This is a genomic window from Aeromicrobium sp. JP4 (assembly GCF_054957925.1).
Genome location: NZ_CM143290.1, coordinates 1,230,470 through 1,244,320, shown reverse-complemented (window position 1 = coordinate 1,244,320; position 13,851 = coordinate 1,230,470). Strand labels below are relative to the sequence as shown.

Below are 13,851 nucleotides of genomic sequence, written 5' to 3'. Positions count from 1 at the left end.
CCGCCACCGGTGGTCGAGTGCCCGCGAGGAACGAGCGGTGGGGGCACCTCCCGCTTGCGGGGGAGTATCGAGACCGGTCAGCGACGACGGACCGGCTTGACCACCAGGGCGGTGCCGCCGCCCCGGCGCTGCGGCTCGGCCGCTGCGGTGATGAGGCCGCGGCGATCCACCTCGATCGTGGCGGCCGCCCCGATCTCCGCGGCCGACGTGAACGTGTCGCCCGACGGCACCAGTCGCTGACCGAACGGCGCGAGGTCGTCCGCGTACTGCTCGATGAAGGCCGGCTCGGCCGGGGTCGTGGCCGCGTTGCGCTGCGAGGCCCGCGGTGCCGCCACCGCCTCGGGCAGTGTCATGCCGAGGTCGATCCGGTTCATCAGGATCTGCAGAACGGTCGTGATGATCGTGGCGCCACCGGGGGAGCCCACCACGAACCGCACCTGGCCGTTCTTCGTCACGATCGTCGGCGACATGGAGGAGCGCGGGCGCTTGCCCGGCTCGATCCGGTTCGGGTCGGTCGCGACGTACGTCGTGCTGAAGTCGGTCAGCTCGTTGTTCAGCAGGAACCCGCGACCCGGGACGGTGATGCCCGAGCCGCCGGTCTGCTCGATCGTGAGCGTGTACGCCACCGCGTTGCCCCACTTGTCGACCACGGACAGGTGGGTGGTGGAGACGTTCTCGGTGTCGCGCATCTCCTCGAAGGCCGTCGTGGCGCAGCCGGAGCCGTCGAGCGCGCCGGCCGGGACCGGGCGGGTGGACGCCTGGTTCGGGTCGATGGTGCAGTCACGCGAGTCGGCGAACCGCTGGCTCAGCAGCGTGCGTGTGGGGACGTCGACGAACGCCGGGTCGCCCAGGTAGGCGGCACGATCGGCGAAGGCCCGGGCCGAGGCCTCGAGGTAGAGGTGCAGGCTCTGGCCGATCCGGGCGCCGCCGCCGAGTCGGTGGTTCTCCAGGATGTTGAGCGCCTCGCCGACGGCGATGCCGCCGGACGACGAGGGCGCCATGCCGTAGACGTCGTAGCCGCGGTAGTTGACCTTCGTGGGCTTCTGGAGGCGCACGGAGTAGCCGGCGAGGTCGCGCGTGGTCATCGACCCGGGCGGCACGGGCAGCGTGGTGTCGGGGCTCTTGGGCGGAGCCTGGACGGTGCGGGCGATGTCCTCGGCGAGCGCTCCGCGGTAGAACGCCTGCGGTCCACGCCGCGCGATGAGCGCGTAGGTCCGGGCGAGGTCGGGGTTGCGGAAGCGCGAGCCGACGACCGGCAGCTGGCCGCCCGGCAGGAACAGCCGCGCGGTCTCGGGGAAGGCGGCGAAGCGCGTCGCGTTGTCCTTCGTCTGGTTCTGGAAAGTCTGGTCCACCGTGAAGCCACGCGCGGCGAGCGAGGTGGCCGGCGCCAGGTTCCGCTTGAGGGAGCGCTTGCCGAACAGGCGGGTCGCCTTGTCCCACGTGGCGACCGTGCCGGGGACGCCGACGGAGACGCCCGAGGAGACCAGGTCGGCGAACGGGCGCGGCTGGTTCGTCGCCGGGTCGTAGAACGTGGTGGGGGTGACGCCCGCCGGAGCGGTCTCGCGGCCGTCGATCGTCGTCACCCTGCCGGTGCGGCCGTCGCGGAACACGAAGTAGCCGCCTCCGCCGACACCGGCGCTGTAGGGCTCGGTGACGCCGAGCGCGGCAGCGGTGGCCACGGCGGCATCGGCCGCGTTGCCCCCGGACTTGAGGACAGAGAGTCCGACCTGGCTCGCGTCACGGTCGACTGAACTCACGGCACCGCCGTAGCCGTAGGCCGTGGGGCCCGCGGCGGTGGGGCGATCGGGGTGGTGGCCCCCACGGGCCTGGGCCGGTGACTGCAGGGCCACCGCGCCGGCGGCCAGGGTGAGGGCCGACAGGGCGGCGACGGAACGGCGGACGAACATGGTTTCCCCCCGGAAAGTGGTCGTCCTGCCACGGTAGGTCTCGCCCGGCAACTGGGCAACCGGGTCGTTAGGGTGGGGGGCCGCCTCGGGGAGGGGCGCGCCCGTACCGAGCGAAGGGGAGTTCCATGCGCCGCGATCAGACGCTGCTGCTGACCAAGGTGATCTCGTGCGTGGTGGCCGCGGGGGTGCTGCTGTACCTGCCGATCCTCATCGACGAGTCCGATGATCCGGAGCCGGGCCTGCTCTTCCTGACGCTGCTGATCTCCGGCATGGTCGCCGGCGTTCCCGTGCTGGTCAGCGCGGTCGTGCACGGGTGGGCGGGTCGCGCCGACACGTGGACGCCGCTCGTGGCGTCGGCGGCCACGGTGGCCGCGACGGTCATCCTGCTGACGAAGGGCGGTCGGGTCGCGAACCTGCTCCCGACGGCGTTCGTCCTCATCGCGCTCTTCACCGCGCTGATGTTCGTCGGGCTGTGGGTGGCGCGGCGGGTGTCGGGCGGTGGCGCGAAGGGGATCAGCGCCGGGCGCTGAGGATCCGCGCCACGATCACGGCGATGGCCAGGGCGTGACCGATCAGTAGGGGCACGCCGTGGGCGATCGTGGCGTTCAGCGTCAGGCCGAACACGCCGGCGGTCTCGGGCAGACCCTCGATCACGATCGCGTCGGGGACGGTGGAGGCGAGCAGGAGCAGTGCGCCGACCAGCAGCACCGGCGGCAGGACGCCGACGGTGAACAGCCCACGCTCCTGCACCGCGGCGGCGGCGGTGAGGACCACCAGGACGAAGCCGACGGCGAAGGCCGGGCCGAGACGGCCGTCGATGAGGTCGAGCCCCGTGACGGCGGCGAGGGTGAGCACGGCGCACAGGACCGTGGCACGCGGTGTCAGGTCGTACCTGGAAGCCACGGCCGGAGTCCTGGCCAGGGCCATGACGGCGCCGGCTGCCGGCGAGCTCATGGTCATGAACTTAGTTCATCGAGCAGCTCGGGCGCGGTCATGACGCGGGGTGTCGCCTCGATCACACGCGGGTGGAACGGCGGGGTGTCGTCGACCTTCAGGTCGTGCAAGCGCCGGGCGCTGACGAGCAGGCGCGACTCCACCGAGGCGACCGTGTCGTTGTACGAGCGCACGGCGCGCTCGAGCGACGACCCGAGCCGGTCCACGTGGCCGGCGACCGTGCCGAGGCGCTCGTAGAGCTCGCTGGCGACGCGGTGGATCTCGCGGGCGTTCTCCGCGAGCGACTCCTGCGTCCACGCGAGGGCGACCGTGCGCAGCAGTGCCACCAGGGTGGTGGGGGAGGCCAGCACGACCTGCCGCTCGGCCGCGTGCTCCAGCAGCCCCGTGTCGGCCTCGAGGGCCGCCGAGAGGAAGGACTCGCCGGGCACGAACAGCACCACGAACTGGGGCGCGGAGTCGAACTGGCGCCAGTAGGACTTGGCCGCGAGCTGGTCGACGTGGCTGCGCAGCTGGCGGGCGTGCCGGTCGAGGTGGGCCTCGCGGGCGTCGGGATCGTCGCTCGCCGTGGAGTCGAGGAAGGCGTCGAGCGGCACCTTCGCGTCGACGACGATGTCGCGGCCGCCGACCAGGCGCACGATCATGTCGGGGCGCAGGCGGCCGTCCTCGGTCGTGACTTGGAGGTCGAAGTCGCAGTGCTGCGTCATGCCGGCGAGCTCGGCGGTGCGCCGCAGGTGCATCTCGCCCCAGCGGCCGCGGACCTCGGGCCGGCGCAGGGCGGTGGACAGCGAGGCGGTCTCGCGGCGGAGGGCCTCGCCCGTGACGCGCACGGACTCCACCTGCTCGCGCAGCTGGGCGTGCCACTCGATGCGGCTGGACTCGAGGTCGCGCAGCCGCGTGTCGAAGCGGTCGAGGCTCTCGCGGACCGGCGCGACGGCGCGGGACGTGGCGGTGGCGGCGATCTCGACGTCGTGCGCCGACGCGGTGCGCGTGCGGGTGCCGAGGAGGTAGCCGAGCGCGCCGGCGAGGCCGGCGACCAGGAGCAGGACGAGCAGCGCGGTCAGGCTGGGGAAGGTGGCCATGCGGCCATGGTGGCGGCGGGCACCGACAGTTCCCGGTCGCGAGGGCGTGGAACGGTGGACATGGTGCGGTCGGGCGCGTCACGATCGAGGCACCGGCGCACCTAGGAGGCACCATGCCGAAGATGACACTCACGATCAGCACGACGCTGGAGCCGCGCGGCCCCGCGGCGGCGGTGATCCTCACCGACCAGCAGGTGGCCTCGTTCGGCGCCGGGAAGTCGTTCCCCGTGCGGATCACGATCGGCGGGGTCACCGAGCCGGCGCGCCTCGCCCGGATGGATGCGGAGAACCTGATCGGCCTCAGCAAGGCCAAGCGGGAGGCGCTCGGTGTGGAGATCGGCGACGAAGTGGACGTGCGGATCGAGCTCGACGACGCTCCTCGTGAGGTCGACGTGCCCGATGCGCTCGCGGAGGCGCTGGCCGCGGCGGGACTGCGGGAGGCCTTCGATGCGCTGGCCTACTCGCACCGCAAGGAGCACGCGCGCTCGGTGGAGGAGGCGAAGAAGGACGACACGCGGGAGCGCCGGGTCCAGAAGGTCCTCGACGCCCTCCGCGGGTCGTGAGGGGTCAGCCCTGCGAGAGGTCGGCGACCTCGTAGCTCCAGACCTCGCTGTGGGTGGACACCGGCTTCGGCGCCTCGCCGCCCGATCGCTCGGACTCCGAGCGGTGTCCGTGGCCGAACGCGGGGGAGCTCAGCCACGCCTGGAACGACTCCTCGTCGCGCCAGCGGGTGACGACGAGCCACTGCTCGCGGTCGTCGGTGGGCTTGAGGAGCTCGAACCCCTCGAAGCCCTCCTGGCCGTCGACGGCTCCGGCGCGCTTGGCGAAGCGGTGGGCGAGCTCGTCGCCGGCGGACGTGGGCACGGTGATGGCGTTGATCTTGATGACGGTCACGCCAGCCATGATCCCACCGAGTCCGGATCCAGGACCAGCACGGCGTCCTCGTCGTCCTGCCACGCGATGCGGCCCGGGACGTGCGCGGCCTGCTCGACCGAGAGCAGGGTGACGAACGCGCCACCGGGCGCGAGCCAGGCGGCGAGCGGCGCGACGACGGCGCGCAGGTGGTCGAGTCCGTCCCCACCGCCGTCGACGGTCGAACGCGGCTCGTGGGCGCGAAAGTCGGGGTGGATGCCGTCGACGCGCGTGCTGGGGACGTGGGGGAGGTAGCCGACCGCGAGGTCGATCCGTCCGCGCAGGCTGCGCGGGAGCCCGTTCCACCAGGAGCCTTGGTGGGCGGTGAAGCCGAACCGCCGGCCGTTCGCGCGGGCCACCACGACCGCGGTGGGGTCGAGGTCGACGGCGTGGATCTGGGCGGCGGGCAGCAGCCGGCTCATCGCCGCGGCCAGCGCCCCGGACCCACAGCCGAGGTCGACGACGATGCGGGCGTCGGGCCGGTGGGCGGCGGCCGCCTCGGGGATCGCCTCGGCCCGGCGGCGCGGGACGAACACGCCCTCGGCGACCGCGACGGTCACGCCGTCGAACTCGGCCACACCCACGGCCTGCTCGAGCGGGACGCCGGCCACCCGGGCCGTGACCGCGCGCTCGACGTCGCCGGGATCGACGAGGTGGCGGCGCACGAAGGCGGCCTCGCGCTCGGCGAACACGCAGCCCGCGGCGCGCAGCCGGGCGATGATCGGGTCGCTCTCCACGACTCGATCATCGCCCGGTCGGCTCATCGGGCTGCCGTCAGGGCAGCAGCCACAGGGAGCTGCAGTTGGACCTCACGGACTTGCCCGTCAGACGGTCGGCGAGCCAGTCGTGGGTCTGACCCAGGCGCGTGATGGCCGGACCGAGGTGGTTGAGCGCCGTGCCGCCGGTGCCGACCAGCTGCACCACGGGGGTGTAGGTGACGTTCACGCCCTTCGCGCACCAGTCCTTCGCCAGCTGCTTGGCCTGCGCGTGGTCGACGATGTCGTCCTTCGTGCCCGTGAGCACCTGCACCGGCACGTTCGGCTTGAGGCGGCCGATCCGCTGGGCGTCGACCGGGGCGCGCAGCGCTGGGTCGGCCTTGACGATGTCGTACAGCGACTGGCCCGTGGTGGTCCACTTCGAGGTCTTCTGGAACCCGTACGAGAACAGCGTCCCGCCGATGCACTGGGTCTTGACCTTCTCCAGCGCCTCCTTGCCGGCCGGCGTCGCCAGCTGGTCGAGCGCGCCCTGCAGCTCGGGGTGGTACGGCGTGATGCCGTTGATCGCGTACGCGATGACGCCCGTGAGGTCGGTGCCGTCGGCGGACTTGAGCACCTCGACCAGGTTCGCCGGGGGAGCACCGGCGTAGGCGCCCTTCAGGTTCAGCTCGGGGGCGTAGGTGGGGGCGAGCTCGGCTGCGGAGCCGGCTGCGCCGCCACCCTGGGAGTAGCCGTAGAGGCCGATCGGCGACGACGTCGTGACCGACGTGTCGGGCAGGTTCAGCGCGGCGCGGGCGGCGTCGAGCAGGGCCTGGCCCATGTCGAGGCGGTTCGTGTAGGTGTGCACGCGGTCGGTGGTGCCCAGGCCGATGTAGTCGGTCAGGACGACGGCCATGCCGCGGTTGAGGAAGTCGTGGATGCTCGGGATCTCGTAGCCGATGCCGAACTCGTCGCCCTCCACGTTGATGAAGGTCTCCAGGGACTTGGAGGGGGCGCACGCGTCGCCCTGTCCCTGGGTGCCGGCAGCGACCGCGACCAGCGGGCGGGGACCGGTGCCGGTCCACTTCTTCGTGGGCTCGATGTACGCGCCGCTGACGGCCGCGGGGGCGCCGGCCTCGTCGGTGGAGGTGTACATGATCCGCGTGGCCTTGCCCGGGAGGTAGAGGCCGTTGAGGGTCAGCGCGAGCTTCATCGGCTCGGTGCGGATGACCGTGCCCTTGCCGGCCGGCAGGTCCGCGGGCGGGTCGTAGAACGTGGGCGCGGCGGTGGCCTGGGGTGCCGCGGCGAGGCCGGCGACGAGGGCGCCGGCGGCCGCGAGGCCGAGGAATCTTGCGGAACGGAACACAGGGTACTCCCAAGTAATGTGACGCTGGTCACGCGAAAGGTATCACGGAGTTACACCTGAGCGACATGGGGAATTCTCTGGCTCGCAGGTCCCGGCAGTAGGCTGGCTCCCCGTGGCCCTCACCATCGGAATCGTCGGACTTCCCAACGCCGGCAAGTCGACGCTCTTCAACGCCCTGACCAAGAACGACGTCCTCGCGGCGAACTATCCGTTCGCGACGATCGAGCCCAACGTCGGAGTGGTCGGCGTGCCCGACTCCCGCCTGGAGAAGCTGGCCGAGATCTTCGGCTCGGAGCGGATCCTGCCGGCCACGGTCGAGTTCGTGGACATCGCCGGCATCGTCCGCGGTGCGTCCGAGGGCGAGGGCATGGGCAACAAGTTCCTGTCCCACATCCGCGACTCGGACGCGATCTGCCAGGTGACGCGCGTGTTCCGCGACGAGGACGTCACGCACGTCGACGGCGACGTGAACCCCGCGAGCGACATCGAGACGATCGCGATCGAGCTGATCCTCGCCGACCTCCAGACCGTCGACAAGGCGCTGCCGCGCCTCGACAAGGAGTCGCGCAAGGACAAGTCGCTCGTGGCGCAGTTCGAGGAGGCGAAGAAGGCCAAGGAGGCCCTCGAGGCCGGCACCGGCGTGCGCAACGCCGGACTCGACCTCGAGGCGCTGCGCGACCTGCACCTGCTCACCGCGAAGCGCTTCCTGTACGTCTTCAACTGCGACATCGACGAGCTGTCCGACGAGGACCTCAAGTCGAAGATGCGCGAGATCGTCGCGCCCGCTGAGGCCGTCTTCCTGGACGCCAAGAGCGAGGCCGAGCTGGTCGAGCTGGGCGACGACGAGGAGGCCGAGCAGATGCGCGCCGAGATGCTCGCCGACCTCGGCATCGAGGAGCCGGGCCTCGACCAGCTCGCGCGCGTCGGCTTCGACACCCTCGGCCTGCAGACCTACCTGACCGCGGGCCCCAAGGAGTCGCGCGCCTGGACGATCAAGAAGGGCGCCACCGCCCCCGAGGCCGCCGGCGTCATCCACACCGACTTCCAGAAGGGCTTCATCAAGGCCGAGATCGTGTCCTTCGAGGACCTGGTCGCCGCGGGCTCGATGAACGAGGCCAAGGCCGCCGGCAAGGTGCGCATGGAGGGCAAGGACTACGTCATGGCCGACGGCGACGTGGTGGAGTTCCGCTTCAACGTCTAGAACCTCTGGCAGCCGCCCTCGGCTGATGGAGCTGATGCTCGCGGACCCCTGGGCTGAGGGGTGAGCCCGCCTGACAGCCTACTGTCATGGGTCACGTCGACGTCGCACACCTTGATTACGTCCTGCCGGACGGGCGGATGCTGCTCGGGGACGTGTCGTTCCGCGTGGGGGAGGGTTCCGTCGTGGCGCTGGTCGGCCCGAACGGGGCCGGCAAGTCGACGCTGCTCCGGCTGATCGACGGCTCCCTCCAGCCCGACTCGGGCACCGTGAACGTCTCCGGCGGCCTGGCGGTGATGCCGCAGTTCGTCGGGACGGTTCGTGACGGGTCGTCGGTGCGTGACCTGCTGGTGACTGTGGCGCCTGATCGGATCCGCAACGCCGCGCGGGCGGTCGATGCCGCCGAGGCCGCGCTGGCCTCGAACGACGACGAGGCCACGCAGATGGCCTACGCCCAAGCGCTCTCGGACTGGGCCGAGGCCGGCGGCTACGACTACGAGAACACCTGGGACATGTGCACGATCGAAGCACTGGGTGCCTCGTACTACTCCGTCATGGACCGCGAGGCCGTGACGCTGTCGGGCGGCGAGCAGAAGCGGGTCGTGCTGGAGGCGTTGCTGCGCGGACCGGCCGAGGTGCTGCTGCTCGACGAGCCCGACAACTACCTCGACGTGCCCTCCAAGCGCCGGCTGGAGCAGCAGCTGCGCGAGACCCGCAAGACCGTGCTGCTGGTCTCGCACGACCGTGAGCTGCTGTCGGAGGCCGCTGACAAGATCCTGTCGGTCGAGCCGTCGCCGGCCGGGGCCGACGTGTGGGTGCACGGAGACGGCTTCGCGTCCTTCCACGAGGCCCGCAAGCAGCGCTTCGCCCGGTTCGAGGAGCTGCGCAGACGGTGGGACGAGCAGCACGCGCGGTTGAAGAAGCTGGTGGTGAGCCTGCAGCAGGCTGCCGCCGTCAGCCATGCGATGGCGTCGCGGTACGCCGCGGCGCAGACCCGGCTGAGGAAGTTCGAGGAGATCGGGCCTCCCCCTGAGCCGCCGCGCGATCAGGACATCACGATGCGCCTGAAGGGCGGCCGCACCGGCGTGCGGGCGATCACCGTCGAGAAGCTGGAGCTGACGGGCCTGATGATGCCGTTCGACCTCGAGGTGTTCCAGGGCGAGCGGGTGGCCGTGCTCGGCTCGAACGGCTCGGGCAAGTCGCACTTCCTGCGCCTGCTGGCGGGCCAGCCGGTCGACCACTCGGGCACGTGGAAGCTCGGCGCGAGGGTCGTGCCGGGTCACTTCGGGCAGACCCACGCCTACCCCGAGCTCGAAGGCCGCACGCTCCTGGACATCCTGTGGGCCGAGCATGCGCTACAGCGCGGGCCGGCGATGTCGTCTCTGCGTCGCTACGAGCTGGAGCAGCAGGCCGAGACCACGTACGAGCGGCTCTCGGGAGGGCAGAAGGCGCGGGTGCAGATCCTGCGCCTCGAGCTCGGCGGAGCGACGTCGCTGCTGCTCGACGAGCCCACCGACAACCTCGACCTGGAGTCGGCCGAGGCGCTGCAGTCCGCGCTCGAGTCGTACGAGGGCACCGTCCTGGCCGTGACCCACGACCGTTGGTTCGCCAAGACCTTCGACCGATTCCTGGTCTTCGGGGCCGACGGCGTGGTGCGCGAGAGCTCGGAGCCCGTGTGGGACGAGGGACGCGTGCAGCGCGACCGCTGAGACACTGGACTGCCCGGAACCGCTGCCCACACGCCGCTCGACTCCAGAGGAACACTGCATGACCGCAACACTCGTCGCCACCGGACTGGCCGGTGGCTACGCCCACCGGACGCTCTTTGACGACCTCGACCTGACGGTCGCGCCTGGCGACGTCGTCGGCGTGGTGGGTGTCAACGGGGCCGGCAAGTCGACCTTGTTGCGCATCCTGGCTGGAGACCTGGAGCCGCAGGCCGGCACGGTGCAGCTCGCGCCGGCCGACGCGTTCGTCGGAAGTCTGCTGCAGGAGCACGAGCGGGTCCCGGGCGAGACGATGGCGCAGTTCGTCGCGCGCCGCACCGGCTGTGCCGCCGCGACCACCGACATGGACGCCGCGGCCGTGGCGCTGGGGGACACCGAGCCTCCCGCTCCTGGCGCGCCCGACCCCGCCGACGTCTACCAGGCGGCGCTCGACCGCTGGATGGCCAGCGGCGCTGCCGACCTGGAGGACCGACTCCCGGCCGTGCTCGCCGAGTTGGGGCTCGTGCTGGAGGACTCAGCCGACCCGAACGCCGGCGCGCTCTCGCCCGACAGCCTGATGACGTCGCTGTCCGGCGGCCAGGCCGCGCGCGTGGGCCTGGCCGCGCTGCTGCTGTCGCGGTTCGACATCGTGCTGCTCGACGAGCCCACGAATGACCTGGACCTGGATGGCCTCGAACGCCTGGAGAAGTTCGTGCAGGGCCTGCGCGGCGGCGTCGTGCTGGTGAGCCACGACCGCGAGTTCCTGGCGCGCTGCGTGACCCGTGTCCTCGAGCTCGACCTCGCCCAGCACAGGAATCGGGTGTTCGGTGGTGGCTACGAGTCGTACCTGGAGGAACGCGAGATCGCCCGCCAGCACCAGCGCGACGAGTACGAGGAGTTCGCGGCCAGGAAGGCAGACCTGGTCGGGCGCGCCCGCGTGCAGCGCGAGTGGTCCAGCCAGGGCGTGCGCAACGCGATGAAGAAGAACCCGGACAACGACAAGATCCGCCGCAAGGCCGCGTCGGAGTCGAGCGAGAAGCAGGCGCAGAAGGTGCGGCAGATGGAGAGCCGCATCAGCCGGCTCGAGGAGGTCGAGGAGCCGCGCAAGGAGTGGAAGCTGGAGTTCGTGATCGGCGCCGCGCCGCGCTCGAGCGCCGTGGTGGCCACGCTCAACCAGGCCACGGTGCGGCAGGGTGAGTTCACGCTCGGCCCGGTCTCGGTGCAGCTCAACGCCGGCGAGCGCATCGGCATCACCGGCCCGAACGGTGCCGGCAAGTCAACGCTGCTGCGGGCGCTGCTGGGTCGGCAGGAGCTGACGAGCGGAACGGTCGGTCTGGGTGCGTCCGTCGCGATCGGCGAGGTGGACCAGGCGCGCTCGCTGTTCACCGGAGCCGCCACGCTGACCGACGTGTTCGAGGGGCTCGCGCCCGACATGTCACCGGCCGACGTGCGCACCCTGCTGGCGAAGTTCGGGCTGAAGGCCGACCATGTGACCCGACCCGCCGGCGAGCTGTCACCCGGCGAGCGCACCCGCGCCGGACTCGCGCTGCTGCAGGGCCGCGGCGTCAACGTGCTGGTGCTCGACGAGCCCACCAACCACCTCGACCTGCCCGCGATCGAGCAGCTGGAGCAGGCACTCGAGACGTATGAGGGCGCGCTGCTGCTGGTGACCCACGACCGTCGCATGCTGAGCACGGTGCGGCTCGACCGTCGCTGGCACGTCGAGGCCGGGCGGGTCACCGAACTCACGGCGTAGTCTGGCGTCGAGCGTCCCCAGTCGGAGGTGGTCCTGATCGTGACCGAGACGACCCCGCGATGGGAGTGGCGCAGCTTCGCCGACTCAGCCGTCGACATCGGGTCAGCGCGGATGCTCTCTGACGAACGCGGGCTCCAGCAGTGGTCCCCGGTGAGGAAGGCCGGCTTCCCCCTGTCCTCGGCCGACGTGCACCCGAGGCGACCTGGTCGTGCGCGCGGGTGTGCCGGGCGGCCCCTGCGGGTTTACGCTGCGATGGACAACGAGCCGAGTCACATCTGACCAGGACGCACCGGACGAGCGAGGCCCGCGGCGACCGTCATGCGATGTCGTCGCAGCCTTGCCCGCAGGGCAGGGGGCAGCGACATGTGCACGAGCATCAGGTTCTCCGACGGCAGCAATCATCTCTATCTCGCACGCAACCTCGACTGGACGAGCGGCTACGGCGAGCGCGTGGTGGTGACACCCACGGGATACGACACGAAGTCACCATTCGGCGCGGTGCCGCGCATCCAGCACGCCGTCATTGGCATGGGCATCGTGGAGGATGACACGCCGCTGTACTTCGACTGCGGCAACGACGCGGGCCTGGCCGTGGCTGGCCTCAACTTCCCGGGCTACGCGAGCTACGCGCACGAGCCGGTCGAGGGCAGGACCAACGTCGCCGCCTTCGAGTTCCCGCTCTGGGTGGCCTCGCAGTTCGCCAGTGTCGACGAGGTCGAGGCAGCACTGCGCGACGTGGTCATCGTCGACAAGCCCATCAACGATCGGTACCCGAGCTCGCTGCTGCACTGGATCATCGGCGACTCGACGCGCGCCATCGTCGTGGAGTCCACCAAGGAGGGCCTGCAGGTCTTCGACGACGACGTCGACGTCCTGGCCAACCAGCCGGGCTTCGGGTGGCATCACGAGAACCTGCGCAACTACCTCAACGTGGGGCCGGAGTTCCCCGAGGAGACCGTCGTCGGGCGGGCGCGCCTGAGCCCCTTCGGCTCGGGGTCGCACATGCGAGGGGTTCCCGGCGACTACTACTCTCCGTCGCGGTTCGTGCGCGCGGCCTACGTCAACGCGCACTACCCGCAGAAGGCGACGGAGGAGGAGAACGTCAGCCGGGCGTTCCACACGCTCCAGCAGGTGGCGATGGTGGACGGCAGCGCGGCGATGGGCTCCGGCGAGTTCGAGAGGACGATCTACACCGGGCTCTTCTCGTCGCGGACCGGCACCTACTACTGGAACACCTACGACGACCCCGCGATCCGGAGTGTCGCCATGGCCGACCATGAGCCTGCCGGGAGCAAGCTCCTGGTCGTCTGAGCCGGGCGTGCCGTCCAGCCGGGCGGCTACTCGGAGTGCGCCAGCCGCTTCGGACGGTGCGTGGCGTCGAGGGCCACCCGGACGAGGGTCGCCGTTGTGAGCAGGATCAGGGGTGGCAGCAGGAAGTAGGGCAGGATCACGCCGGGGAACTCGTTCGCCTGTCCGGCGCCGGTGTGGAAGTTCGAGGTGTAGAACAGCACCCCGGCGACGACCGCGCACACCTTGAACCACTGTCGCCGTCGAGGCGCGACGAAGGTCCCGATGAGGCAGCAGGCCGTAGCCACCCCGAGCGACCGTCCCTGGACGTTGGAACCGTAGGGGAGCCATCGAGATCCGTACGGCAGGGTCTCCCAGTAGTCGATCGTGGCGGCGATCACGGCGACGAGCGCGAGCGCGGCGAGAGCGATCGACCAGCGCCACGAGACGGTGGGCATGCCTGATGGTGCCACGCGGCCCTCACCCTCGCGTGGCGGTCCCCGATCTTGTGTCGTTGACGCCCCCATGTGGGCTCAATCGACACAAGATCGGGCCAGTCGGGCGATGTTCAGCGCTGGTCGGGCAGGGTGCCGAAGCTGTTGTTGTACTGCCGGCCGGGCTTCGGGTGGGTGAAGCGCAGCGCGCTCCAGGTGTCGTCGATCGCCAGGCACGTGCTCTCCACGAGGCCGTGGTCGTAGCCGATCTCGATCACGGTCGGCAGGGTCAGGTCGGATCCGAGGCGCCGGCCCTTCGGCCACGACAGCCAGAGCTTTCCCTGCGGTGCGAGGTGCGGGACGAGACGCGGGAACTCGTCACGCATCTCCTCCTGGGTCGTGACGAAGAGGTGGAGGTAGTCGACCTCGCCGCTGAGGGGTACCGGCTGGAGGTCGGGCAGACCCATCGACTCCGGCACGCCGTCGGGAGCGTTCACGAAGTGCGCCGTCCAGCCCGCTCGCAGGCCCATCTTCTCGGCGACGGTGCGCATGCTCAT

14 protein-coding genes are annotated in these 13,851 nt (G+C 71.0%); 6 read left to right on the top strand and 8 right to left on the bottom strand.

Features of this window, described 5'->3' with window-relative positions; translation table 11 throughout:
* Positions 1-77: 77 nt before the first annotated feature.
* The gene (ggt, locus tag ACY1JX_RS06175) at positions 78-1,907 is read right to left on the bottom strand and encodes a gamma-glutamyltransferase (protein WP_462565563.1); all 1,830 of its coding nucleotides are present in this window, start codon (positions 1,905-1,907) and stop codon (positions 78-80) included.
* Between the two features lie 125 nt (positions 1,908-2,032).
* On the opposite strand from ggt, the gene ACY1JX_RS06170 reads away from it, so the two are divergent.
* The gene (locus tag ACY1JX_RS06170) at positions 2,033-2,437 is read left to right on the top strand and encodes a hypothetical protein (protein ID WP_462565562.1); all 405 of its coding nucleotides are present in this window, start codon (positions 2,033-2,035) and stop codon (positions 2,435-2,437) included.
* Here ACY1JX_RS06170 and ACY1JX_RS06165 read toward each other — a convergent pair.
* The gene (locus tag ACY1JX_RS06165) at positions 2,421-2,861 is read right to left on the bottom strand and encodes a DUF6542 domain-containing protein (RefSeq protein ID WP_462565561.1); all 441 of its coding nucleotides are present in this window, start codon (positions 2,859-2,861) and stop codon (positions 2,421-2,423) included. The two genes, ACY1JX_RS06170 and ACY1JX_RS06165, sit on opposite strands and share 17 nt — an antisense overlap.
* Positions 2,862-2,863: 2 nt before the next feature.
* Entirely contained in the window at positions 2,864-3,940 is a 1,077-nt protein-coding gene (locus ACY1JX_RS06160; protein ID WP_462565560.1) for a DNA recombination protein RmuC, read from the bottom strand.
* Positions 3,941-4,053: 113 nt separating this feature from the next.
* On the opposite strand from ACY1JX_RS06160, the gene ACY1JX_RS06155 reads away from it, so the two are divergent.
* Complete coding sequence (locus tag ACY1JX_RS06155; protein WP_206679981.1) at positions 4,054-4,503, top strand: YdeI/OmpD-associated family protein; 450 nt, start codon at positions 4,054-4,056, stop codon at positions 4,501-4,503.
* A gap of 4 nt (positions 4,504-4,507) precedes the next feature.
* Here ACY1JX_RS06155 and ACY1JX_RS06150 read toward each other — a convergent pair whose 3' ends face one another.
* From ACY1JX_RS06150 to ACY1JX_RS06140, 3 genes are read right to left on the bottom strand one after another with little or no spacing between them, the layout of a single operon-like run.
* Positions 4,508-4,843 (bottom strand): antibiotic biosynthesis monooxygenase family protein, encoded by a 336-nt coding sequence (locus tag ACY1JX_RS06150; RefSeq protein ID WP_194956247.1) that lies wholly within the window; start codon positions 4,841-4,843, stop codon positions 4,508-4,510.
* Positions 4,831-5,589 (bottom strand): 50S ribosomal protein L11 methyltransferase, encoded by a 759-nt coding sequence (locus ACY1JX_RS06145; RefSeq protein ID WP_462565559.1) that lies wholly within the window; start codon positions 5,587-5,589, stop codon positions 4,831-4,833. Before ACY1JX_RS06145 ends, ACY1JX_RS06150 begins: the two co-directional genes overlap by 13 nt.
* Before the next feature lie 37 nt (positions 5,590-5,626).
* Positions 5,627-6,913, bottom strand: a complete 1,287-nt coding sequence (locus ACY1JX_RS06140; RefSeq protein WP_462565558.1) for a lipase family protein — start codon at positions 6,911-6,913, stop codon at positions 5,627-5,629.
* 112 nt (positions 6,914-7,025) lie between these two features.
* On the opposite strand from ACY1JX_RS06140, the gene ychF reads away from it, so the two are divergent.
* The 4 genes from ychF (at position 7,026) to bsh (ending at position 12,884) form a co-directional block, all read left to right on the top strand.
* Positions 7,026-8,114, top strand: a complete 1,089-nt coding sequence (ychF, locus tag ACY1JX_RS06135; protein WP_286929452.1) for a redox-regulated ATPase YchF — start codon at positions 7,026-7,028, stop codon at positions 8,112-8,114.
* 86 nt (positions 8,115-8,200) lie between these two features.
* Positions 8,201-9,820, top strand: coding sequence for an ABC-F family ATP-binding cassette domain-containing protein (locus ACY1JX_RS06130; protein ID WP_286929453.1), 1,620 nt, complete (start codon positions 8,201-8,203; stop codon positions 9,818-9,820).
* A 58-nt stretch (positions 9,821-9,878) separates the two neighbouring features.
* Positions 9,879-11,573 (top strand): ABC-F family ATP-binding cassette domain-containing protein, encoded by a 1,695-nt coding sequence (locus ACY1JX_RS06125; RefSeq protein WP_462565557.1) that lies wholly within the window; start codon positions 9,879-9,881, stop codon positions 11,571-11,573.
* Between the two features lie 363 nt (positions 11,574-11,936).
* On the top strand, positions 11,937-12,884 hold the full coding sequence (gene bsh, locus ACY1JX_RS06120; protein ID WP_462565556.1) for a choloylglycine hydrolase: 948 nt from the start codon (positions 11,937-11,939) through the stop codon (positions 12,882-12,884).
* Between the two features lie 26 nt (positions 12,885-12,910).
* Here bsh and ACY1JX_RS06115 read toward each other — a convergent pair whose 3' ends face one another.
* Positions 12,911-13,318 carry a hypothetical protein gene (locus tag ACY1JX_RS06115; protein ID WP_462565555.1) on the bottom strand — a complete coding sequence of 136 codons (408 nt, stop codon included), beginning with the start codon at positions 13,316-13,318 and terminating at the stop codon, positions 12,911-12,913.
* Between the two features lie 110 nt (positions 13,319-13,428).
* A complete protein-coding gene (locus ACY1JX_RS06110; RefSeq protein WP_462565554.1) occupies positions 13,429-13,851 on the bottom strand; it encodes a hypothetical protein in 423 nt (140 codons plus the stop codon).